Raw genomic sequence first — 22,074 nt, forward strand, 5'->3', positions numbered from 1 at the left:
TTCCTGGAAATCACGTTTAGAGAATAACGATTAGAAAAACACTAGTATAGGCGTATTGACACTCTTTAACTAGTGTTTTTCTGTTTTTCCTTACATAAATAGTATACGATGAGTAAAAATGAAATCGTAGAAATCAGATGATTTAACCTGCTTTCTCGCTTTCCAATCAGCAGGTTAGTGGAGTATACTAGAATCAGTGACTTGGCATTGCAGTTTTCTTCAGCAGGACTCTGTGTGAAAAGTGTTGTTTAATGCAGTTCTTGATTTTTGCGTAAAAAAATGTAGACTGCTTAGATTAGAAGAAATAAAGATGAAATGGAGGAACTCGTAATGAATGATATCGTTGATCAGCTCTTTAAGATTGAAAAAACTGCGCAGGATATGCAAAGCAGTATAGACGAGAAAAAGAAAGATTTACGAACAGTTTACGAAAGAAAGCAGCAAGATTTTGATAGTGAAATAAATCAGCAGACACAACAACAGCTGAAAGAAATACAGTTTGAAATAAACCAGAAAGAAGAAGCAAACAAAAAGGAATTGTACAGTCTTTACGAAAATGAAATTAAACGTTTTGAGAAAGAATATAGGCAGAAAAAAGATGATATCGTTCAGGAAATCGTAGGGAATATACTGAGAACTTGAGGTGAGCAGCTTGCTGAATCAATATACAGCCATAACCACTAAAATCCGTGGGATGCATGGAAAACTTCTTTCGACAGAAGACTATATTGAAATTTCCCATCTCGATTCTATCGAAGCTTTTCTTGCATATTTACAAAGGAAACCTGGCTATAGCGAAGTGTTAAAAGATGTAGATAAAACTAAAATTTACCGGAGTTATCTTGAAGGTCTTTTAAATTCTTCAATCTATGAAGATTTTAACAAATTGTTTCATTTTGCGAATTTTAAACAACGTGATTTTTTAAAGATATACGGTATTACGTATGAAATCACTGTCTTGAAGAAAATTTTGCGTCGGGCTTTTGATATTTCTGAAATTTATGAAGAAGTTAGTTATGAATATCTTCAGTATCTCAGTCGTCATTCCCATCTCGACTTTGAAGCGTTGAAGAGTGTCAATACTTTGGAGGGCTTTAAGGAAGCACTTCAGGGGAGCATGTATTATCAGCCCATCAAACTGCTTGATACAGTAGAAGAACCGTCATTATTTGACTATGAAACTGCACTTGATACATTTGCGTTCACAACGATCTGGCAGGAGAAAAATAAAATTTTAGGAAAAAAAGAACAGGCTATATTTGAAGAGATATATGGAACTAAGCTTGACCTGTTGAATATTATTTTTATTTATCGCTATAAAAAGTACTATGACCTTCCGGCCGAACAAATCAGCACATTACTGATACCAGTGAATTATCGGTTAAGACAGCCGGAAGTTTCAGCACTGCTTTCAGCTGAGAATATGGACGGTTTCTGGCGTGTACTGGAAACAACGAAATATGGCAGATATGTTGAAAACATTGAAAATGGCGTCCAGCTTGAAAATTTATACGATACTCTAATGGAAGATATAATCCATAATAATGCAAAAAAAGATCCCTATTCCATTGCTTCTATTTATAATTATCTGCATGATAAAGAAGAAGAGGTGGAAATGCTGACTACCCTTTTAGAAGCCATCCATTATGACCGGGGTCCCCGAGAAATTCAAAGGATCATCGGAGTGAAAGAGTAGTCAATTAAAATATTTAATGAAGGAGGATAAGTTTTGATAACTAAAATGAAATTTCTGACAATCTCTGGTCCGAAAGATGACATTGATCGAATGGTAGACCAATATCTTTCGCATCATGAAATTCATTTGGAAAATGCATTGACAGAACTTTATGGTGCCAAGACACTGCGTCCATACACAAGTTCCAGTCCTTTCAAAGATTATCTTGAACGGATCAATACGTTACTGGATTATTTAGGAGCGAAAGACAGTGAACCTCCATTAACGAAAGATAAAACTTCATTGGAAACTATCCGGCATTTAATCGAACAGCTAGAACAGGATACTGACCCTTATCATCAAAAGGTCCTACAATATACGAGTCTGAGAGATAAAGAACAAGAGTCGTTGAATTTGATTGCACCCTTTGTTAATTTGGATTATCCAATAGAAAAGATCGTTCATATGGAGAATATACGCTTCAGGTTTGGTCGATTCACTCGGTCTAACTATAATAAATTTACTAAGTATGTGTATGACATTACACCGTCGATTTTTATTGAATGTGTCCAGGATGAGAATTATACCTATGGAGTCTATTTCACTCCACTGAAAAGTTTGGCTCGCGTTGATGCAATGTTTGCCTCAATGAACTGGGAACGCATCTTTATACCGGATGAATATGAAGGTACACCGCAAGAAATAGTCCTTCAGCTGAGAAGCGAATTGAAGGTCCTGAATAAACATATTTCAGATAATGAGCGGATCATCAAGACTTTGCTGACCCCATACAAAAATGCTTTATTGAAGACAAAGCAGCGTCTGGAAAACTTGGCTCATAACTTTAATATACGAAAATACGCAGCGCTGACTCATGATGAATTTGTTCAGAAAGAAACCCGTTATTTACTGAGAGGGTGGATGACCGAAAAAGCGGCCATCGAATTCGAACAGGAGACAGAAGGAGATCCAAATGTCATTGTGATCGTGGAGGATGAAGAAGACACACAGGAAGTGACACCACCAACAAAAATCCATAATTTCAGCTTTTTCCGACCCTACGAATTATTCGTAAAGATGTATGGGGTGCCGAACTACAGAGAGTTTGATCCCACATCACTTGTTGCTCTGACTTATTCACTGCTCTTTGGAGCGATGTTCGGTGATGTAGGCCAGGGCAGTATATTGGCTGTCGGTGGATTTTTACTATATAAGTTGAAGGATATAGACTTAGGCGGCATAGTAGCGTTGGCTGGTGTATTCTCTACGATCTTCGGTTTCTTATATGGAAGTCTTTTTGGTTTTGAAGACATCATAGAACCGCTTTGGCTACATCCCTTGACCGCCATGACAGATTTACCATTTATCGGAATGATCAATACAGTTTTTGTAGCGGCCATTGCTTTTGGTATGTTTATGATAACGACTACGCTAGTACTGAGTGTGGTCATTAAATGGAAGAACCATCAGAATGTTAGAGCACTGTTTGACCGTAATGGTCTGGCAGGATTAGTTTTTTATCTCTCGCTGATTACAGTTGTCCTTGTTTTCTTGAGTGGCAATCCGATTCCAGCCACACTGATTCTGCTGGTCATGTTCGGACTCCCGCTTCTCTTAATTGCTTTTGAGGAGCCTATAATTAATAAACTGGAACATCATAAAGCAGAGTCGGATAGTGGCATGGTCATGTTTATTGTGCAGGCATTCTTTGAACTATTCGAAGTGCTATTGAGTTACTTTTCCAACACTATTTCTTTTGTCCGTGTTGGGGCTTTTGCAGTAAGCCACGCAGCGATGATGCAGGTCGTACTCATGCTTGCCGGTGCAGTTGAGGGAGGCGATATCAATTGGCTGGTAATCATAATGGGAAATATTTTTGTTGCCGGACTGGAAGGTCTTGTGGTCGGTATACAGGTATTGAGATTAGAATTTTATGAAATATTCAGTCATTTTTATAAAGGTGACGGCAAGCCCTTCATCAGCATTCTTAGATAAATATCTGACTTAGTTAATACTAAAATTATTATGAATTGAAAGCGAGGAAATTAAACATGAGCATGCTCATTAAACTGACATTAATTACAACTTTCGTATTAGGGTTTATATTGCCTTACTCTTACTATTTTGCAGGAAAGAAAACGCGAGGCCGCTTTAAAAAATCTCTCACAGTCAATGTACTCTCCGTTTTCAGCGGTATCATTATTGCGACAATTCTAGCATACAACCCGGACTTATATGTATTGGGGTCTGAACTAATAGAAACACCTGGTGTTGCCGATACCGCAAATTATGGTCTGGCAACTGGTTTAGGATACATTGCTGCCGCCTTGGTTACAGGTCTCTCCTGCATCGGTGGAGGGGTTGCAGTGGCCAGCGCTGCTTCCGCTGCCTTAGGTGCAATCAGTGAAGACAGTTCGATCTTCGGTCGTTCTCTCATCTTTGTCGGGTTGGCCGAAGGCATCGCGCTATACGGATTAATCATTTCATTTATGATACTGGGACAGTTATAAAATGAAGATGTTTTTGATCAGTGACAACATCAACACTACTACAGGTATGAGGCTGGCTGGCGTCGAAGGTGTTGTTGTACATGAAAAGGCAGAAGTTCGGCAAGCGTTAGAGAAGGCGGTTCAGGACAAAGATAATGCCATCATTTTACTGACTGAAAAGCTCGGGAACGATTTTCCGGAAATTATTTCTGATATACGACTGAAAAATCAGCAGCCTTTACTTGTGGAAATTCCTGACCGATATGGTACAGGACGCCGGTCAGATTTTATTACTTCTTATATAAATGAAGCGATCGGTGTAAAACTATAGTTTAAAGAGGTGAAAAGATGGATATAGAAGAAAAAATCGACTTTTTTCGAGAAATGACTCTAAAAACTGCTGATGAGAAAGTTACGGATCAGCTGGAGTCCTTTGAAGATACTTTAAAGGAAGCTCTGGAAGATCATAAAGCCGAGCAGAGGAATAAGGCTGCAATCGAATTGGATGCAGAAAAAGATAATTTAAGAAAAGAGAGCAATAAACATCTTGCCCAGCTGCAGTTACAACAGCAAAGAGACCTGCATAAAAAACAGCAGCAGCTAAAAGAAGAAGTGTTTGTATTGGCTGAGGAACGCGTGAGTGAATTCATGCAGACAAATGACTATATTGAACTTTTAAAAAAGCAGCTGCAGGAGGCTCTGAATCTCGCCAAAGGAGAAGACATCACCTTATATATCGATCCGGTGGATTCAGACAAGAAAAATATGCTGGAAAAACATCTTGATCATGATATTACTCTTTCTGAACGTCCATTTATCGGTGGCAGTAGAGGGGTCATTCAGTCTCGAAAATTATTGATCGACAATTCATTCCTTAAGAGATTCGAAGAAGAAAAGGCGAACTTCTCTTTTGATAAAGCAGAGGAGGAGAATGCTAAGTGAAACAGTTAGGTACGATATATGGAATTAACGGACCTATAGTTTATGTCAAAGGACGAACGCTTTTTCAGATGTCTGAGAAAGTATTTGTGGGGACAGAAAAACTGATCGGTGAAGTCATTGCCTTGACGAATGAGCGCACGACTATTCAGGTTTACGAGGAAACTTCCGGCATGAAACCTGGAGAACCGGTTTTTTCTACTGGTAAACCAGTGAGTGTAACTTTGGGTCCAGGTATTTTGAATAATATTTTTGACGGTATAGAAAGACCTTTAAAGAAAATAGCAGAACAATCCGACGAATATATTCGCCGGGGGGCCAATGTACAGCTCCTTGATACAGAAAGAAAGTGGCCGGTACATGTGACTGTTGAAGTCGGTCAGGAAGTTATTGGTGGCACGATTATAGCAGAAGTACCAGAAACAAAAACGATTCTCCATAAGTCTATGGTCCCACCGAATATAGAAGGTAGAGTCGTTGAGGTCGCTGCAGATGGAGACTATACTATTACAGACCCGATCGTAAAAATCCAGCAGCTGGATGATTCAGTCGTGGAGGTTAAATTGGCGCAGGAATGGCCGATCCGAAATCCACGACCAACCAGGAGCAGGTATGAAAGTTCTATTCCTCTTGTCACTGGACAAAGAGTGGTGGATTCTCTCTTTCCTATAGCTAAAGGTGGAACGGCAGCTATTCCGGGTGGATTCGGGACAGGTAAAACGATGATGCAGCACCAGATCGCTAAATACTCAGATGCCGACATCATTATTTATATCGGCTGCGGTGAGCGAGGAAACGAAATGACAGAAGTACTGGAGGATTTTTCAGAATTGATTGATCCAAAGTCCGGGAATTCACTAATGGAAAGAACTTCTCTTATAGCAAATACGTCAAACATGCCGGTTGCGGCACGAGAAGCTTCGATCTATACAGGGACGACACTGGCAGAGTATTACAGAGATATGGGATATGATGTCGCCATCATGGCAGATTCAACATCCAGATGGGCAGAAGCCTTAAGGGAACTGTCCGGTCGCCTGGAAGAAATGCCGGCCGAGGAAGGCTTTCCTGCTTATCTGGCAAGCCGGATCGCGACTTTTTATGAACGGGCAGGATTAATGCTTAATCTGAACGAGACAGAAGGATCTGTTTCCATTATCGGAGCTGTTTCCCCTCAAGGAGGGGATTTCTCAGAGCCCGTGACACAAAACACCAAGCGGTTCGTCCGTTGTTTCTGGGGACTGGATAAGGCATTGGCACATGAGCGCCATTACCCTGCTGTTAACTGGCTCGATAGTTACAGTGAATATGTAGGCGATCTATCTGCCTGGTATCGGGACAATGTTTCCTCCGACTTTGTGGATAATCGTCGTCAGATCGTTGAAATCCTCCATCAGGAAAGTACGTTGATGGATGTCGTTAAATTGATCGGGAGTGATGTATTACCTGATGATCAGAAACTGACGATCGAAATTGGACGAGTGATCCGTCTGGGATTCCTGCAGCAAAATGCTTTTCATCCGGAAGATACCTCTGTTCCCTTACTGAAACAGGAAAAAATGATGGAAATCATACTGTACTTACGGAAACGCTGTAAAATGTTGATTTCAATGGGAATGCCGATGTCTCTGCTCTTAAGAGAGGATATTTTTTCACGAATCATTGCTATCAAATACGATGTACCTAATGATAAGCTGGATTTGTTCGATAAGTACAAGAAGGATATCGATGATTTTTATACAAAAATCATGGATATAAATGCCTAAGGAGGGATCATATGTCAATTGAATATTTAGGACTCGACTCAATTAACGGCCCTCTTGTTGTGCTGGAAGGTGTGCAGGATGCTGCATATGATGAAATCGTTGAGTTTTCGGTTCAAAGAACAGAACATAAATTGGGACGTATCATTGAAGTGTACGAAGATAAAGCCATTATTCAGGTGTTTGAGTCTACTACTAATATGTCCCTGGAAAATACACATACAAAACTAACAGGACGGTCAATGGAACTGCCGCTGGCACCGGAAATGCTCGGACGGACGTTTGATGGGATAGGACGTCCAATAGACGGATTGGGAGAGTTGAATTATGTGAGTAAAAGGGATGTGAACGGAAACCCTTTAAACCCAGTTAGACGTGAATATCCACGAAACTTCATCCAAACCGGTCTTTCAGCCATTGATGCTTTGACTACGCTGATAAGAGGCCAAAAATTACCTATTTTTTCTGGAAATGGATTACCCCATGATAAACTGGCTGCACAAATTGTACGTCAGGCCAATTTAGGTAAAGCTAATGATGAAGAGTTCGGCATCGTTTTTGCTGCAATGGGAGTCAAACATGATGTGGCTGATTTTTTCCGTCGTACTTTTGAAGAAAGCGGAGTTATAGACCATGTGACTATGTTTCTGAATTTGGCTGATGATCCGGTCGTAGAGCGTCTTATAACACCGAAAGTTGCTCTTACAGCTGCAGAATTCCTGGCATATGATCAGGGGATGCATATTCTGGTTATTTTAACAGATATGACATCTTACTGTGAGGCTTTGCGGGAAGTCTCTTCTTCCAAACAGGAAATCCCTTCAAGAAAAGGTTATCCTGGGTATCTCTATAGTGACTTGGCTTCTCTGTACGAACGTGCCGGGATTGTAGCCGGCAAGCCGGGATCCGTTACACAGATACCGATTTTGACCATGCCTAATGATGACATCACTCATCCTATCCCCGATTTAACTGGGTACATCACTGAAGGTCAAATCGTTCTGGATAGGTCGCTGGAAGGGAAGTCGATTTATCCGCCTATCAATATCCTGCCCTCCCTATCACGATTAATGAAAGGCGGGATAGGAGAAAATTATACGCGTGAAGACCATCAGTCAGTGGCCGATCAGCTGTTTGCTTCGTATTCAAAAGTAAATGATGCCCGTTCTTTGGCGTCTGTTATCGGAGAAGATGAACTTTCAGAGACGGATAAAAAGTACCTGAAGTTTGGAGAAAGATTTGAGAACCACTTCATTGGTCAAGAAGACGACGAGGATCGTACAATTATTGAAACCTTGGATCTTGCCTGGGATCTACTTCATATATTGCCACGGAATGAATTGAATCGTATTGATACCGGAATGCTGGATAACTATTTCAATAAGGGAAGGTGATTGAAATGGCAGAGGAAACGACCCCTACACGAGGAAACCTGATGCAGATTTCAAAAACCCTTGAATTATCCAACCAGGGGTATAGTTTGATGGACCGCAAACGAGTGATCCTTGTAAACGAAATAATGTCTCTTGTGGATGAAGCAAACGAGGTGCAAAAAAAGATAGATGAAACTTTCCGTGAAGCCTATGCCGCTCTTGAACGAGCAAATATAGAATCAGGGATTCACTATGTTCAGGAAATCGCCGCTACTGTCCCTGTAGAACGTTCGATTCGCATGAAAGTGCGAAGTATTATGGGCACAGAAATACCATTAGTCGAATTTGACAGACAGAAAACAAAACCGGCATATGCTTTTTACAGTACCAGTTCTTCTCTAGATGAGGCACGGATTGCGTTTGAAAAGGTGAAAGAATTAACTATTAAACTTTCAGTCATTGAAAATTCAGCCTACCGACTGGCGAATAATATTAAAAAAACTCAAAAACGAGCAAATGCACTGGAAAACATTTCTATCCCGAAACTAAAATCTGCAAAAAAATCAATTGAGAATGCTTTGGAAGAAAAAGAACGGGAAGAGTTCACTAGACTTAAAGTGGTAAAAGAGAATATTAAAGACTAGTGCATCGACGTATCGTACCACAATGGGCCTGTTTTTTTCTTCAAGGGTTTTAAAGTTTTAAACTAAAAAGAGAAATACTTTTACTAACATTAAATAAGTGTTATGATAGTAAGTGATAAAAATTACAGAAATATAAAGGAGAATGTTATTTGTCTAGTTTTGTAGATGCACTAAAGGCGCGCCGTTCGATTTATTCTTTAGGAAATGAAGTCCCCCTTTCTGAAGATGAACTTGTATCATTAGTCAAAGAAGTGGTTAGAGAAAGCCCAACATCATTCAATTCTCAAACTCAACGTGTTGTGATTCTTTTTGATGATGCACATAAAAAACTATGGGACTTTACAGAGGAATTACTCAAGCCGCTTACTCCGGAAGCCGCTTTTCCAAACACTCAAGCTAAACTGCAGAGCTTTGCAGCTGGTAAAGGGACGATCTTGTTTTTTGAAGATCAGGACGTTGTCAAACATTTGCAGGATCAGTTTGAACTATATGCAGATAATTTTCCGATCTGGTCAGATCAGTCAAGTGGCTTGACTCAGACGAATGTATGGACAGCTTTGGCTCAATATGAGATTGGAGCAAGTCTGCAGCATTATAATCCCGTGATCGATGATAAAGTAGCACAAGAATGGAATATTCCTGAAAACTGGAAACTGCGTGCTCAGCTGGTATTTGGTTCTCCTCAAGAAGAACCTGGAGAAAAAGAATATATGGCTGACGAAGATCGTTTTCGTGTTTATAAATAATAAATAGATTTCAAAAAGAACGGACACTATTACTTTGAATAGTGTCCGTTCTTTTTGAAATCACAGACTTTTTATAAGCATAACCTTTGCAGAGATTCAAACTTTCCATACATAGTAACGTATCTCTATAGTCAATGATCCATAGAAAATGGTAAACTGTATTTAGTTAATAATAGGATCGATCCATTGCTCACAGGATTTTTATATAAATAAAACAACAGCTGGAACAATGAAATGAATGGGCTCGTTTACCAGTCCACCATCTTGATGTATGGAGTTAAAATATGATCACTAGAGGGGAATATGATGACTGAAAATAAAATCAGGAAGAATAACCTGGAAACTGAAGCTAAACAGACACTTCTATCTACATTGGAAAAACGGTTTAAAGATCATATGTACAGACATGAGGATATAATGTGGGATGAGGTGATAAACAGATTGGAAAACAACGACAGTGCACTAGTGACACTTCAGGCTATGGAACAGACAAAGGGGGAACCTGATGTTGTAGGAAGGGATGAATCATCTGGAGAACTGCTTTTTTTTGATTGTTCCAAAGAATCGCCCAAGGGTCGCAGCAAAGTATGTTATGATGATGCTGCATTGAAAGCCAGAAAAAAATTCCCGCCAGAAACAAGTGCATTAAAAATGGCAGAGAAATTGGGGATAGAACTTCTGGATGAAACTCAGTACAGATATCTTCAGCAGCTTGAAGAATGCGATAGTAAAACATCGAGCTGGATCAAGACACCTGAGAAAATAAGAGCACTGGGCGGTGCGCTGTTCTGTGATCGCCGATACGATACTGTGTTCGTATATCATAACGGGGCAGACTCTTACTACAGCTCGAGAGGCTTTAGGGGATACTTGAAAGTCTAGCTTGGAAATTAAGAGAACAATGATAAATTTGTTCAAATTAAACAGAAATGATAAAAATGTGTTAAAATATAGATGATATTTGACTTGGGAAGATTATTCAAAGGAGATTAATAAATGCTTATGAAGAAATGGTTATTAACGACAGGGACGCTCATGACCCTGATGATACTTGGAGCATGTGCTCAGACTGAAGAGGATCCAGCTAATGAACCGGGTCAGGCAGAGGTCGACCAATCTGAGGATACATCATCAGAGGAGAACGATACAGATGAGATGGAAAATCAGCCGGAAGAAAGTGATGACGAAACAGAAAATCCATCAAATGAAGATAACGGCAATCCCGAAACAGAGGAAGATGTCGAAGAAACGAACGAAACTGATTCAGGGGATACAGGTAAAGCGAACAATGATGAAGAAGAGCAGACAGACGCTTCAGAGAACGAGGGACCTAAACTTGATCTAGAAGAGGACATCCTGAACCCTAACAGTTTAGCAGTACTGGTGAATAAGAAATATAGCCTGCCTGAAGATTATGTACCAGAAAACTTGGTGACAGTTGAAGTACCTACTGTCCTGCCGAATCCAGAAATCAAGCAGATGAGAGAAGCTGCCGCAGATGCATTGAAGGAAATGTTTGATGCGGCTGAAGAAGAAGGAGTGATCCTTCATGCACGATCAGGTTATCGCTCTTATAATACTCAGGTCCAGCTGTTTCGAAATTATGCATCCAATCATGGAGAGGAAGCTGCAAACAAATACAGTGCCAGAGCTGGAGAGAGTGAACACCAAACGGGACTGGTCATGGATGTCACCAGTGAAAGTGTGAACCTTCAAATCACATCAGATTTCGGTGAAACAGAAGAAGGTCAATGGGTAAAAGAGAATGCACATGAATATGGCTTCATCATAAGATACCCGAAAGGAAAATCTGATATCACTGGTTATGTTTATGAACCCTGGCATCTGCGCTATTTGGGGGAAGAACTGGCCACTGATGTCTATGCAAGCGGCCTGACCTATGAAGAATACTTAGTTGAGAGGGGATTAGACATTGAGATCCAATAATAGAAGAAGCAGTAAACGAACGGGCATCATACTGGCCATCGTTGTTCTGATCATTGTCGTCCTTGGGGCTGGTATTTTTATTTATGCCAATCCGTTTGAAACTAACGAGAATACAGCCGAGACCACAGAAGAAGTCGAAGAAACACCGGAGAATTCCGGTGACGATCAGACAAGTGAAAATGGCGAAAATGATGAAACAGACGAAGGGGATGCAACTGCCCAGGAGCCCGAAGAACCTGAAGAAACATTCATCGATATCCAGATTTCTGCCGTAGGTGATGTCATGGCTCACGGCAACCAGTTGATCGCGGCAAAAAATAACCCGGAAGGTGTCTATAACTTCAACTCGGTTTTTGAAGATATCAAGCCGTTTATCGAAGAAGCGGATCTGGCACTGGCAAATCTGGAAACGACGCTGGCAGGAGATTCTAGAGAGTACAGCGGCTATCCTCTATTCAATGCACCGGATGCACTGGCTGATGCTCTTTTATATGCCGGTTTCGACACGATCGTCACAGCGAATAATCATAGTCTGGATACACGGGCAGAAGGCTTGAGACGAACGGCTGAAGTGATCGAAGAAAAAGGAATGGATGCCATAGGTACATTCAGTTCCCCTCCTGACCCGGATGAACGTTATTTGATCAAAGATGTTGAAGGAATCAAGGTAGCAATAATCGGCTATACAGAACATTTGAATGGACTTGATTCTCAGTATTCTGCTGAAGAAGTCGACGCAATGGTCAATACGATAGATGAAGCGCAAATGGTTGCTGATATTGAGAATGTCAAAACACATGATCCGGATATCATTGTAGCTTATATGCACTGGGGCAGTGAATATTCCCGAGATCCCAATTCAATACAGACAACCAATGCTGAAATTCTGGCTCGTGAAGGTGTAGATATTATTTTTGGCAGTCACCCGCATGTGGTCCACGAAGCAGAATTCATTGAAGTCGATGGCAACGAAGCATTTGTCACTTATTCGCTGGGTAACTTTGTATCCAATCAGCGTAGAGAAACACTGGGCGAAGGAATGGAGCCGACAGAAGACGGAACTATTGTAAATGTTGATATTCAGAAAAATGAACAGACTGGGGAAACAACGATCGAAAGTGTAGACTTTATACCGACCTGGGTCTACCGTCACAGTGATACAGGAAGCGCACCGTATACGTATCGTATCCTTCCGATAGAATCTGCCTTGGAGGACTCAAACTTGTCTGAAAGCTACAAAGAACGTATGAGAGGGTCTTATGAAAGAACAAGGGATAGAATCAACATGGATGAGCCGGATACAGAATAAGTATGATCTGAGTATATATCTTGATAGCTTGAAAAGCGGATGCCGGGGAGACCTGGATCCGCTTTTTTGTGACTTATCGATGCGCCGACTTTGATAAATTTAGAGGACGTAGTATGACTTTCTCCTGTGAACGATTTATTTATCGTTTAACATTCATTAACTTTTATTTAAGTTCAACAATTATTTATTGATATTCGATAAATATAGAGATAAAATGAAGGAAATGACTTAAACAGGAGTGTATGTATATGAAGAAAGAAACATGGGTATTAAAGATTGCTGTCATATTTATTATGTTACCGGTCTTAGCTATTATAGTTTTCGGTTTTCCGGCAATCATCCGTGATGCGGCAGAGAGCAGTATGCAGATGGCGATCGTACTGTATGGCATTCTTGCAGCATTATCACTCAGTATTTTCCCATTCGCAGCGGCTTTATTTCAATCATTTAAACTGCTGAATTATATTGACCACAATGAAGCCTTTTCAGATAAATCAGTCGATGCATTGAGAAAAATCAAGCGTTACGCCTTTTCCATTGCTGCTGTTCATGTATTGAGCTTTCCACTCTATTTCATTGTAGGTGAAGTGGACGATGCACCTGGAGTCATTCTGATTGGGCTCATGTTTGTTTCAGCACCGGCAGTCATCGCTGTTTTTGCAGCAGTTCTGGAAAAACTACTGGAAAATGCTTTAGATATAAAAAGAGACAACGAGTTAACGATATGAGGGGGTTCCTATGGCTATACAAGTAAACTTAGATGTTATGCTGGCAAAACGAAAGATGAGTGTCACAGAACTCTCAGAAGAAGTGGGTATCACACTTTCAAATATTTCCATTTTAAAAACGGGAAAGGCAAAAGCAATACGGTTCTCAACACTCAATAAAATCTGTCAGGTTCTTGAGTGTCAACCTGGAGATATCCTTGAGTATATAGATGAAGAAGATCAGTAACTTCAAGAGGTATAAGTTTTATATCGATTTCCTTTAAAAAGGATTCTAAAAAGAGAGAACGAGCAAGTTAATAGTCTAGGCTGAATATTCCCTATATAATAGATTTAATCGAAAGCATCTGATATGTACCACTAACCTATATGGAGGGAATTTCATGTCTACCAACACTAAAAATCTAACGATCGTTCAAATGAACGATACTCATGCTTATTTTGACTTGCATCCGGAATGGTTTTTTGAAAATGATCAGTTTGTTTACCGTAAAGCGGGCGGTTATGCCCGAATTGCTACTCTTTTAAAAGAAATACGAGAAAATTCCAACGATGTTCTTTTTTGTGATAACGGAGACACACTGAATGGAACGATGCCGGCAGTACGGTCGGAAGGTGAAGCTGTCATCCCAGTTTTAAATGAACTGGGCATCGATGCGATGACACTGCATTGGGAATTTGGTCACGGCCCGGAAACGCTTATCGAAAAATCAAAGAAACTAAAGGTTCCCATGCTCGCCGACAATGTGTACAAACTGGACGACGATAAGCGTCTCTTCCCGGCAAGCATTGTAAAGGAATATGGTGACTTGAGCGTTGGTATCATTGGTATTGCGTCCAACATCGTTGACAAGACCATGCCTGATTCGTTCAGCAAAGGGCTCAGGTTCACACTAGGTAAAGATGAACTGACTGAAATCATTCGTGACCTTAAAGAAAATAAAAAAGCTGACCTGATCGTGCTGCTCTCTCATCTGGGCTTTCCTCAGGATATCAAGCTAGTCAATGAAATTGAGGGGATCGATGTATGCCTGAGCGGTCATACGCATAACCGCCTTTTTGAACCAGTTATTGAAAACGACACGATAGTGATCCAGTCAGGCTGTCATGGCTCATTCCTCGGTCAGCTGGACTTGGAGGTAACGGACGGACGGATCACGGATTTCAGTCATCAGCTGATCGAAGTGTCCGAAGACATCGAGCCCGATCCGAAAATTTCGAAAATTATTGAACAGTCCCTCTCTCCATACAAAGATGAGCTCGCTGCCGTTGTCGGAGAAACAAAATCAGCTTTGAATCGTGCAACGATGCTTGAATCGACGATGGATAACTTTCTTTTATCCGCGATAAAAGAAAGTACAGGAGCTCAGATGGCCTTTTCTAATGGCTGGCGATATGGAGCCCCGATCGTTCCGGGACCAGTAACGATGAACGATTTGTATAATATCACACCTATGGATCCGCCTATCATGACGGCTGATCTAACCGGACAAGAACTCCTTGATATGATCGAACAGAATCTGGAACGTTCATTTGCCTCTGATCCCTATGAGCAGATGGGTGGTTTCGTCAAACGTTCTTTAGGATTGAAGGTTTATATAAAGATCGAGAATCCAAAAGGGCATCGTATCCAGGCTCTATATGTAGGGGATGAGCCGGTCAAAAAGACCGAAACATATAAGGTCGCCTACATTACGAAACAAGGCGTTGGCGATGATTTCGGCAGCAATAAAGAAAGATTTAACATGCATGCAATTGAGAGCATGAAAGCATATCTTGAAAAGCATAGTCCAGTGACTATTGATTATCTCGACACTTACAAACCTGTATAAGAAAGATAGGTGAACGTTCATTTTAGACCTTACTTTATTCCAATCACTCCTGCTTGCAGCGATAGGGGCAGTGAATCTATTTACCCTTGCTCTGTTCTATGTCGATAAGCAGCGTGCGATAAAAAGAAAGTATCGTATTCCTGAGAAGAAACTTCTAGTTTTTTCATTTGCCTTCGGGGGGCTCGGGGCATGGCTTGGAATGTTATTGTTCAGACATAAAACCAGACATCTGTTATTTAGAATCAGTCTCCCTGCAGCGGCACTGATCACGGTTTTAACAATCATCTTTGTATTGAACAAGTAAAAAACCCCCAACCTGCGGAAGGATTTCTCAGGTTGGGTCTTTTTTGTAATCATTTATTGGACAGTCTGAAATTGTCTCATCGAGGATTGGATCATTTCTTTCAGGTTTAACCAGATGCCTGTCTTTCCGTTTCGGAACTGAGTCTTTTTGCTGTTAGAACTGATTTAAATCAATGACCTTTTCTTCGAGCGGATCTGGAAGAGGCTTTCCGAATAAATAGCCCTGAAATAAATCATAACCTTTTTCTTTCAGCCACTTAAAGTCCTTTATATCTTCAATGCCTTCAGCTAAACACAAGGCACCGTACTTTTTGGCAGTACTTAAAAATGAACTGGCTATAGCCTGTTTTTTTGTAGAGCGACTCACACCTTGAGTAACAGTCATATCGAGTTTTATATAAGGAGGCTTTAACTCGTCAAGTAACCCAAGGGTATTATAGCCTGATCCCACATCATCAAGAGCATAGTTAAATCCATTGTTCCGATAGTATGTCAGTATGGATTTCAAGTGTTCTACATCATCGACTTTCTCAGTCTCAACGACTTCAAAAATGAAACGACTACTCTCGATAGACAAACTTTCTGCTAGGGCAGTCGTTGTTCTCAAACAATACTCTGGCTCATAAATGGCCGTGGGGATGAAATTGATAAAGGCTTTTTGATGGTCGTACAATCGCTTGACCTGTCTGACTCCCTGCATCCGGCACAGACGGTCGAGTGCGAAAGTCCGGCCCCGCAATTTTGCGGCAGGGAAGACTTTATCCGGATAAATGATCGTCCCCTCATCGTCAAAAAATCTCGCCAGCATTTCATAAGCGTATATTTTGCCATTACGAGCAATGATCGGCTGGAAATACATCTGAATATTTTTAGATTCTATAAGATCATCAAGCCAAGAAGAATGACGGTATTCGTCGAAGCGGTCCAGAGACAACCAGTCTTTGTAAGGTGCTTTGAAGAAAACCTTGGAATCGAGGTTCATTTCTCTTAAAAAATCCACTAAGTCATTGCTGGCTGTTTCAGTAGTATGTAAGATATTTTTATTCCAGGTGTAGGAGGAGTTGTGGTGAATGAAATCTCGGATGATTATATCTTGCAAGTGTCGCGGCAATTTAAATGATAAGCCGCTCTCAGTTGACTGACAGTTGGGGCATTGCATAATTATTCTCCTTTTTATACTATTTTATCATCAATAGAGATAAAAAGGTATGATGAAATCAAAAAGGGAGTCCAGGTAGATCTACCCACCTGGACTGCTTTAAGTTAGTAATATATCACTCTGTCACGGTTTTCTTCTGCCAGAAATCATGTTCCAGATAAAGACCAGTAAGGCAATGACAAGAAGAATATGGATTATTCCGCCTCCAATTTCAAAAATCAGTCCTAATAGCCAGAACAGGATCAATAACCCAATCAGTGTCCACAACATTGTATGACCTCCTCATTTTTTGATAATTTTATTATACCAAATAACTTTTATATTTATGAATAATAAGCCTCGTCTATTCAGTTCTTATTATTCGTTTCAAGTGATTGTGAATGGTAAACTTATAGTAGATAACTATTGAGAGAAGGAGAGGCACATGAGTATAGGCTATGCATGTTTGACGAAGGGCGTACCGGAAGCCAATTACAAAACTTGTCGAAAAAGTAATGCGACAAACGAAAATCTGATATCTCTGATCGAACATAACCTCAATGTTTTAGAAAGGATGATCGATTATAATCACCAGGAGGGTATCAGGCTATTTCGTATCAGTTCGGATATCATCCCCTTCGGTTCGGACTTCCTTGTCAATGATTTGGACTGGACAAAATTATTTGAAGTTTCATTTACCCAGATTGGTGAGAAGATAAAACGCTACGGTATTCGGGTATCGATGCATCCCGGTCAGTATACCGTTTTGAACTCACCCAGAAAAGAAGTGGTGGACCGTGCGATCGATGACCTTACATACCACACACTTTTTCTGAATGCTCTGGGCGTGGATGCAGAGAGTAAACTCATTCTGCATGTTGGCGGTGTCTATGGTGACAAATCAAGTGCGATGGACCGATTTGCGGTTGTCTATGAACAATTGGATAACCGCATAAAAGAGCGGCTCATCATTGAAAATGATGACCGGTCCTATACGATCGAAGATGTATTGTCTCTAAGCCGGCGGACTGGCGCCCCTGTCGTGTATGATAATCTTCATCACAGGTTGAATAACGATGGCGAGCTCTACTCGGATGCTTATTGGATAAATAAAGCAAAAAAGACCTGGCACAAAAAAGACGGCCGTCCCAAAGTACATTATTCCCAGCAGCAGCTGAATGGAAGAGAAGGGGCCCATTCCCAATTTATACGCATCGATGAATTTATGGCTTTCTATGAAGAGGTCAAACCGTGTGATGTGGATATTATGCTGGAAGTAAAAGACAAGAACCTTTCCGCAGTTAAGTGCCATTTAGCCACAACGACTGAACCTAAAATAAAGGATCTGGAAAAAGAATGGTCACGCTATAAGTACACAGTACTGGAACGCTCCCCTGAGATTTATGCAAGTATAAGAAATCTATTAAAAGATAAGTCTTCCTATCCCGTGATTCAGTTTTATCGTCTGATCGAAGCAGCGCTCAGTCAGGATATCGATATGAATAAAGCGATAAACAGTCTGGATCATGTATGGGGCTATCTGAATAAACAAGCCACAGCGAAAGAGAAAGAGCGGTATCGGAAATATAAAGCTGATATTTTGGAAGAACCGATGAATCTCGACAGAGTCAAACGCTTTTTATATAAACTGGCATTAAAGTATAACGAGGCTTATCTGCTTGGATCCTTATATTTCGAATTATAGGACTTTAGAGGAGGGTATAACAATGACAATCAAAAAGAGACTAGGCATTATTTACAGTGTTACGTTCATCCTTATGCTGGCTGTCAATTACTTGACAGCTACAGATGTGGGGATGGTTGCTGACGAAAATCCGGCGATCATTCAACCCGCCGGTTACGTCTTTTCGATCTGGGGAGTGATATACTTATTACTGTTTGTCTGGATCGTCCGGATGTTCTTTAAACATAATGATAGTGATCGTGTTTATGAAAGCATTCATTACTGGCTCGTGGCCAATTTTATTCTGAACGGATTATGGATCATTGCATTTACACAGCTTTGGTATCTAACTTCGGTCATCATAATAATCGGATTGCTCGTTACATTGTTCGTTATCTATAAAAAAATATCACACGTTTCGATAAACTGGTTTGATCGGGTACCCTTCTCCATCTACTTTGGATGGGGAACAGTCGCAACAATCGTAAATATCGTGACCTGGGTCAAAGAGATGGGCGTAGAAGAGGTAGTCGGATTTAACGAATACCAGTGGACTCTGGCTCTCCTTATTATCGGAACCGGCATCGCCGTTTTTGTTTCTCTGGTACATCATGACTGGCTTTATCCATTAGTTTTTGCCTGGGCTTTTGCTGGAATCATAGTGAGAAATGATTATGAAATGTTCTGGCTGACAGTCGTCTGTGGCGTAAGTATCCTGATCCACCTGGGTATCTCCTTGTATACGGGGATCAAACGGGCAAGAAGATAGGCAGTAAATCATCCTTCACTCCATGGGAAGTACAGTTATTTGTACATTTCCTTGGGGGAAGGTTTTTTGTTTGCACACAAGTTTCCCTTAAGAATAGTCAAAAAAATGGTATAATAATTCAAGACTTATATGGAAGGATGACAGATGTGCAGCAAAAGTTAAAAGTATTACCAGGGATTATCTTATCCTTAATGATCGCCATACTGGCTGTTTACATAGAAAGTATTTTGCCGGGACACTATATAGGATCCACGGTAATTGCCATGTTTCTGGGTATTCTTTTCCGTACCGTTTATTATGACGAGGACCGGCTCCAGGAAGGTGTCCAGTACGCTTCCAAAAAAATCCTAAAAGGAGCGATCATTTTACTAGGGGCTTCTTTGAATTTTTCTATTATATTGGAAGTAGGGAGCCAGACTCTACTTGTGCTGGTCTTTACACTTCTGACAGCATTCGGTGGAGGATATCTCTTAGGCAGATTATTCAATATCAACTGGAAATTGAGTAACATGATAGCTGCCGGGACAGCTATCTGTGGAGGCTCAGCCATCGCTGCACTGGCTCCGGTCATTGAAGCGGAAGACAGCGATGTATCCTATGCTATTTCGTCCACGTTTTTATTTGACGTCTTGATGATCGTATTATATCCGATCATTGGGACTCTGCTTTCATTAAGTGACACCTTTTTCGGTTATTGGGCCGGGACATCGATCAATGATACATCAAGTGTCGTTGCAGCAAGTTTTGCTTTTTCTGAAGTTGCCGGAGAAGTGGCAACGATGGTCAAGCTGACACGTACGTTAGCGATCATCCCGACAGTTCTGATATTCTCGACTATTTATTACAGAAAAAAACGCGAACAGCCGCACTTGAGAAAAGCAAGAGTCTCATTATCTGGTCTGGTTCCATGGTTTATCATTATATTTGTCCTGATGGCCCTTTTCAATTCAGTAGGGTTGATCAGTCCGGAAATATCTGGTGGAATGAAAACGGTAAGCCGCTTTTTGATGGTTGTGGCTCTAGCAGCCATTGGACTTAAAACGAATATTTCTGTCTTCATTAAAACGGGGTTCAAGCCCTTTATACACGGGTTTATCTTGTCGTCTCTGGTAGTTGTCGTGTCATATATCGTCGTTTTTTTCGTCATTGGCTGATCTTTATTGTTTTGGAGAGTGAGAAGTTTGAAAATATGTAATTAAAGACTAATGAGGTGTAAAGGAGTAGGAGGCGCACTTAAAAAAGAGGTGATTTTCATGAAAGTTTCAGAAATGAGTTTAGCTAACTGTAATCGCAAACCCATGACTTTTTGCAAAACTGATTGCTTGTTCGACAGTCATTTCTCTCCCTGGACGAAGCCCTTCGGTCTTATAGAGAGACGCATTATAGGGTTCGCCACGAAGCAGCATATAATATATAGCTGTCAAAAGGCGACGTGCAATGGCAATAATCGCTTTTTTGTGACCACGTCGTTTTTTTAACTGTAAATATTTCTGGCGGTGTTCGGCATGTTTCTCGCTGCGAACAACGGCATTTGCCAGTTGAACGAGAAGAGGTTTTAAATACTGTCCAGCTCTTGAGATACGGACAGATTTCTTTTTACCGGCACTTTCGTTATTGGTAGGTGTTAAACCTGCCCAGGAACAGAGGTGTCCGGCAGTTGGAAAGTGTGTCATATCGACACCGATTTCAGATAATATTTTCACAGCAGTTAGAGGATTGGCACAGCCGGGGACCGTTTGAATCAGCTCTCTTTCACGTTCATAGGGAGTTGCGGTCGTCAGGATGAGTTGGGTCAGCTGATCTTTACTCGCCATTAAACTGTCATAATGACCTTTAATGATGCGCATCTTTCCTGCTTGTTCAGGCGTGATTTTTCCATCGATAGCCAATTCGAGGTCGGATAATTTATTTTTCAAACGGCTATGAATCAGAGCAGGGAGATCGATTTCATCAATTGGTTTTTCTAGGATGGCATCGATAATGCGACGGCCACTCACACCGAGGGTGTCGGATAGGACACTAGAAAGCGCAATGTTGGAAACCGTAAGGGAATTTTGAAGACGATTCTTTTCGCTGGACGCTATATTCGTCAGTTTAAAGTGATACCGAGTCAAATCTCTTAATTCTCGAATAGGTAGCTCTGGAATAAAACTACTCATAAGCAAATCGTGTTTAAATAAATCAGCGATCCATTTTGAATCCTTTTTATCTGTTTTCTTTCCTTTGATAGCTTTTAGATATTTGGGGTGAGCAAGACAAACGTGGCGAGAAGATTCAAGTAAATTAAAGACGGGAATCCAATATTTACCCGTAGATTCCATACAGACGTCAAAACAGGAGTAGTAATCCAACCATTCATTTAACGCTCTCAACCCTTTAGTGAACGTAGAAAATCGTTTCTGATAGTAATGTGTGATGCCGTGATCATCGGTTATAGCAATCGTGGCTACAACAAACGTTTTATGAACGTCGATCCCACAGCAGTTTGGATAGACGATCGATAGCACTTCAATCAGCTCCTTAAATAAAAAAATAGAAACAATCCTGCTCAGGGACTGTTTCGCTCTCTACAAACGAGTTGTTTGATCAAAGATAAGTTTTCAGGCTCAATGTCCTACTTAGTTGTGCTTGAAGAGCGAAACGACACATATAAACATGCGAGGTCATGCATGAAACTCATGCACTTACTCACCTCCCCGTGATTTGTAGTATGAGCAGGTTGTTTCTGAGTAGAGTAT

General features: G+C 40.8%; 23 protein-coding genes. 20 read left to right on the forward strand and 3 right to left on the reverse strand.

The annotated features are described in order from the left end of the window. Positions 1 to 330: 330 nt before the first annotated feature. The 17 genes from BMX84_RS05690 to BMX84_RS05770 all read left to right on the forward strand — a co-directional run bounded on the left by BMX84_RS05690 (position 331) and on the right by BMX84_RS05770 (position 15,746). Complete coding sequence (locus BMX84_RS05690) at positions 331 to 642, forward strand: hypothetical protein (RefSeq protein WP_091487991.1); 312 nt, start codon at positions 331 to 333, stop codon at positions 640 to 642. 1 nt (position 643) lies between these two features. Further along, positions 644 to 1,696, forward strand: coding sequence for a V0D/AC39 family V-type ATPase subunit (locus BMX84_RS05695; protein ID WP_281282296.1), 1,053 nt, complete (start codon positions 644 to 646; stop codon positions 1,694 to 1,696). A 33-nt stretch (positions 1,697 to 1,729) separates the two neighbouring features. Then, positions 1,730 to 3,670 carry a V-type ATP synthase subunit I gene (locus BMX84_RS05700; protein ID WP_091487993.1) on the forward strand — a complete coding sequence of 647 codons (1,941 nt, stop codon included), beginning with the start codon at positions 1,730 to 1,732 and terminating at the stop codon, positions 3,668 to 3,670. Positions 3,671 to 3,726: 56 nt separating this feature from the next. Then, the gene (locus BMX84_RS05705) at positions 3,727 to 4,185 is read left to right on the forward strand and encodes an ATP synthase subunit C (RefSeq protein WP_091487994.1); all 459 of its coding nucleotides are present in this window, start codon (positions 3,727 to 3,729) and stop codon (positions 4,183 to 4,185) included. Between the two features lies 1 nt (position 4,186). Continuing rightward, positions 4,187 to 4,495, forward strand: a complete 309-nt coding sequence (locus tag BMX84_RS05710) for a V-type ATP synthase subunit F (RefSeq protein WP_091487995.1) — start codon at positions 4,187 to 4,189, stop codon at positions 4,493 to 4,495. A 17-nt stretch (positions 4,496 to 4,512) separates the two neighbouring features. Next, entirely contained in the window at positions 4,513 to 5,106 is a 594-nt protein-coding gene (locus BMX84_RS05715; RefSeq protein WP_091487996.1) for a hypothetical protein, read from the forward strand. Continuing rightward, positions 5,103 to 6,869 carry a V-type ATP synthase subunit A gene (locus tag BMX84_RS05720; RefSeq protein ID WP_091487997.1) on the forward strand — a complete coding sequence of 589 codons (1,767 nt, stop codon included), beginning with the start codon at positions 5,103 to 5,105 and terminating at the stop codon, positions 6,867 to 6,869. Before BMX84_RS05715 ends, BMX84_RS05720 begins: the two co-directional genes overlap by 4 nt. Before the next feature lie 11 nt (positions 6,870 to 6,880). Then, positions 6,881 to 8,260 (forward strand): V-type ATP synthase subunit B, encoded by a 1,380-nt coding sequence (locus BMX84_RS05725; RefSeq protein WP_091487998.1) that lies wholly within the window; start codon positions 6,881 to 6,883, stop codon positions 8,258 to 8,260. A 5-nt stretch (positions 8,261 to 8,265) separates the two neighbouring features. Continuing rightward, a complete protein-coding gene (locus BMX84_RS05730; RefSeq protein ID WP_091487999.1) occupies positions 8,266 to 8,883 on the forward strand; it encodes a V-type ATP synthase subunit D in 618 nt (205 codons plus the stop codon). Between the two features lie 149 nt (positions 8,884 to 9,032). Then, a complete protein-coding gene (locus tag BMX84_RS05735) occupies positions 9,033 to 9,629 on the forward strand; it encodes a nitroreductase family protein (protein ID WP_091488000.1) in 597 nt (198 codons plus the stop codon). Positions 9,630 to 9,935: 306 nt separating this feature from the next. Then, the gene (locus BMX84_RS05740; RefSeq protein ID WP_218142336.1) at positions 9,936 to 10,511 is read left to right on the forward strand and encodes a DUF4256 domain-containing protein; all 576 of its coding nucleotides are present in this window, start codon (positions 9,936 to 9,938) and stop codon (positions 10,509 to 10,511) included. 114 nt (positions 10,512 to 10,625) lie between these two features. Next, positions 10,626 to 11,576, forward strand: a complete 951-nt coding sequence (locus BMX84_RS05745; RefSeq protein WP_218142337.1) for a M15 family metallopeptidase — start codon at positions 10,626 to 10,628, stop codon at positions 11,574 to 11,576. Further along, positions 11,563 to 12,885 (forward strand): CapA family protein, encoded by a 1,323-nt coding sequence (locus BMX84_RS05750; RefSeq protein WP_091488002.1) that lies wholly within the window; start codon positions 11,563 to 11,565, stop codon positions 12,883 to 12,885. Before BMX84_RS05745 ends, BMX84_RS05750 begins: the two co-directional genes overlap by 14 nt. A gap of 248 nt (positions 12,886 to 13,133) precedes the next feature. After that, positions 13,134 to 13,613 carry a DUF2975 domain-containing protein gene (locus BMX84_RS05755; RefSeq protein WP_091488003.1) on the forward strand — a complete coding sequence of 160 codons (480 nt, stop codon included), beginning with the start codon at positions 13,134 to 13,136 and terminating at the stop codon, positions 13,611 to 13,613. A gap of 10 nt (positions 13,614 to 13,623) precedes the next feature. Continuing rightward, on the forward strand, positions 13,624 to 13,839 hold the full coding sequence (locus BMX84_RS05760) for a helix-turn-helix domain-containing protein (RefSeq protein WP_091488004.1): 216 nt from the start codon (positions 13,624 to 13,626) through the stop codon (positions 13,837 to 13,839). 154 nt (positions 13,840 to 13,993) lie between these two features. Then, positions 13,994 to 15,442, forward strand: a complete 1,449-nt coding sequence (locus BMX84_RS05765; protein WP_218142338.1) for a bifunctional metallophosphatase/5'-nucleotidase — start codon at positions 13,994 to 13,996, stop codon at positions 15,440 to 15,442. A gap of 70 nt (positions 15,443 to 15,512) precedes the next feature. Beyond that, positions 15,513 to 15,746 carry a DUF1294 domain-containing protein gene (locus BMX84_RS05770; protein ID WP_246119078.1) on the forward strand — a complete coding sequence of 78 codons (234 nt, stop codon included), beginning with the start codon at positions 15,513 to 15,515 and terminating at the stop codon, positions 15,744 to 15,746. 153 nt (positions 15,747 to 15,899) lie between these two features. Here BMX84_RS05770 and BMX84_RS05775 read toward each other — a convergent pair whose 3' ends face one another. After that, positions 15,900 to 16,904, reverse strand: a complete 1,005-nt coding sequence (locus BMX84_RS05775) for an EAL domain-containing protein (protein WP_091488006.1) — start codon at positions 16,902 to 16,904, stop codon at positions 15,900 to 15,902. A gap of 123 nt (positions 16,905 to 17,027) precedes the next feature. Continuing rightward, positions 17,028 to 17,174 (reverse strand): lmo0937 family membrane protein, encoded by a 147-nt coding sequence (locus BMX84_RS12405; protein WP_143058675.1) that lies wholly within the window; start codon positions 17,172 to 17,174, stop codon positions 17,028 to 17,030. A 154-nt stretch (positions 17,175 to 17,328) separates the two neighbouring features. Here BMX84_RS12405 and uvsE point away from each other — a divergent pair, with 154 nt between their 5' ends. From uvsE to BMX84_RS05790, 3 genes are all read left to right on the forward strand, one after another. Further along, positions 17,329 to 18,588, forward strand: a complete 1,260-nt coding sequence (uvsE, locus tag BMX84_RS05780; RefSeq protein WP_091488007.1) for a UV DNA damage repair endonuclease UvsE — start codon at positions 17,329 to 17,331, stop codon at positions 18,586 to 18,588. 22 nt (positions 18,589 to 18,610) lie between these two features. Then, positions 18,611 to 19,336: a TspO/MBR family protein gene (locus BMX84_RS05785; RefSeq protein WP_091488008.1), complete on the forward strand. Its 726-nt coding sequence runs from the start codon at positions 18,611 to 18,613 to the stop codon at positions 19,334 to 19,336. Positions 19,337 to 19,482: 146 nt separating this feature from the next. Further along, on the forward strand, positions 19,483 to 20,490 hold the full coding sequence (locus BMX84_RS05790; protein WP_246119077.1) for a YeiH family protein: 1,008 nt from the start codon (positions 19,483 to 19,485) through the stop codon (positions 20,488 to 20,490). A gap of 120 nt (positions 20,491 to 20,610) precedes the next feature. On the opposite strand, the gene BMX84_RS05795 is transcribed toward BMX84_RS05790, so the two are convergent. Further along, positions 20,611 to 21,843 (reverse strand): IS110 family RNA-guided transposase, encoded by a 1,233-nt coding sequence (locus BMX84_RS05795; RefSeq protein ID WP_091488010.1) that lies wholly within the window; start codon positions 21,841 to 21,843, stop codon positions 20,611 to 20,613. Positions 21,844 to 22,074: the final 231 nt, after the last annotated feature.

The organism is Alkalibacterium putridalgicola, from assembly GCF_900109825.1.
GTDB lineage: Bacteria > Bacillota > Bacilli > Lactobacillales > Carnobacteriaceae_A > Alkalibacterium > Alkalibacterium putridalgicola.